Source organism: Streptomyces sp. NPDC044061, from assembly GCF_056434305.1.
The window spans coordinates 1-1,829 of record NZ_JBWKFL010000165.1; the positions used below are offsets into that span (position 1 = coordinate 1).

A 1,829-nucleotide genomic window follows, 5' to 3' on the forward strand; every position below is an offset into this window, starting at 1 on the left:
GTAGGAGAGCCGGCGTGAGCTTGAGGATCGTTGTCACTGTGAAGTACGTGCCCGACGCCACTGGCGACCGGCACTTCGCCGATGACCTGACCGTCGACCGCGACGACGTGGACGGTCTGCTCTCCGAGCTGGACGAGTACGCGGTGGAGCAGGCGTTGCAGATCGCGGAGGAGGCGGACGACGCCGAGGTCACCGTGCTGACCATCGGCCCGGAGGACGCCAAGGACGCGTTGCGCAAGGCGCTGTCGATGGGTGCCGACAAGGCCGTCCACGTCGAGGACGACGACCTGCACGGCACCGACGCCATCGGCACCTCGCTGGTGCTGGCCAGGGCGATCGAGAAGGCCGGCTTCGACCTGGTGATCTCCGGCATGGCCTCCACCGACGGCACCATGGGCGTGGTGCCCGCGCTGGTCGCCGAGCGTCTGGGTGTCCCGCAGGTCACCCTGCTCTCGGAGGTCTCGGTCGAGGACGGCACGGTCACGGGCCGCCGTGACGGTGACGCCGCCTCCGAGCAGCTTCAGGCTTCGCTGCCGGCCGTGGTCTCCGTGACCGACCAGTCGGGTGAGGCGCGCTACCCGTCGTTCAAGGGCATCATGGCGGCGAAGAAGAAGCCGGTTCAGTCCTGGGACCTTTCCGACCTGGACATCGAGGCCGAGGAAGTCGGCCTGGAGGGTGCGTTCACCAAGGTCGAGGCCGCGAACGAGCGTCCGGCCCGTACGGCGGGCACCATCGTCAAGGACGAGGGCGAGGGCGGCAAGCAGCTCGCTGAGTTCCTCGCGAGCCAGAAGTTCATCTAAAGAGCGGGCCCGCGCCCCTCTCGCCGACCGCCCCTCATCTTCCGTTTTCGCAGGAGAGCATTCCCATGGCTGAAGTCCTCGTCTACGTCGACCACGTGGACGGTGCCGTCCGCAAGCCCACCCTGGAGCTGCTGACCCTGGCCCGCCGCATCGGCGAGCCCGTCGCCGTCGCCCTCGGCAACGGCGCCGCCGACACCGCCGCCACCCTCGCCGAGCACGGCGCGGCGCGGGTCCTCACCCACGACGCCGCCGAGTACGCCGACTACCTGGTCGTGCCGAAGGTCGACGCGCTGCAGGCCGCGCACGAGGCCGTCTCCCCGGCCGCCGTGCTGGTCCCGTCCTCCGCCGAGGGCAAGGAGATCGCCGCCCGTCTGGCGCTGCGTATCGGTTCGGGCATCATCACCGACGCCGTCGACCTTCAGGCCGGTGACGAGGGCCCGGTGGCCACCCAGTCGGTGTTCGCCGCGTCGTTCACGACCACCTCCCGGGTCGTCAAGGGCACCCCGGTCATCACGGTCAAGCCGAACTCTGCCGCCGTCGAGGCCGCCCCGGCCGCCGGTGCGGTCGAGGCGCTGTCGGTGTCCTTCTCCGAGCAGGCGACCGGCACGAAGGTCACCGGCCGCACCGCCCGCGAGTCGACCGGGCGTCCGGAGCTGACCGAGGCCGCGATCGTGGTCTCCGGTGGCCGCGGCGTCAACGGCGCCGAGAACTTCTCGATCATCGAGGCGCTCGCCGACTCCCTGGGTGCGGCCGTGGGCGCCTCGCGCGCCGCGGTCGACGCCGGCTGGTACCCGCACACCAACCAGGTCGGCCAGACCGGCAAGAGCGTCTCGCCGCAGCTGTACATCGCCAACGGCATCTCCGGCGCGATCCAGCACCGCGCCGGCATGCAGACCTCCAAGACCATCGTCGCCGTCAACAAGGACGCCGAAGCCCCGATCTTCGACCTCGTCGACTACGGCGTCGTCGGCGACCTCTTCGACGTCGTCCCGCAGCTCACCGAGGAGATCAAGACCCGCAAGGGCTGAG

General features: G+C 70.3%; 2 protein-coding genes. Both read left to right on the top strand.

Annotated elements, in window-relative coordinates; genetic code table 11:
- The first annotated feature begins 14 nt into the window (after positions 1-14).
- Positions 15-800, top strand: a complete 786-nt coding sequence (locus AC07CM_RS50840; RefSeq protein WP_478883348.1) for an electron transfer flavoprotein subunit beta/FixA family protein — start codon at positions 15-17, stop codon at positions 798-800.
- Between the two features lie 65 nt (positions 801-865).
- Positions 866-1,828: an electron transfer flavoprotein subunit alpha/FixB family protein gene (locus AC07CM_RS50845; RefSeq protein ID WP_478883349.1), complete on the top strand. Its 963-nt coding sequence runs from the start codon at positions 866-868 to the stop codon at positions 1,826-1,828.
- Position 1,829 lies beyond the last annotated feature (1 nt).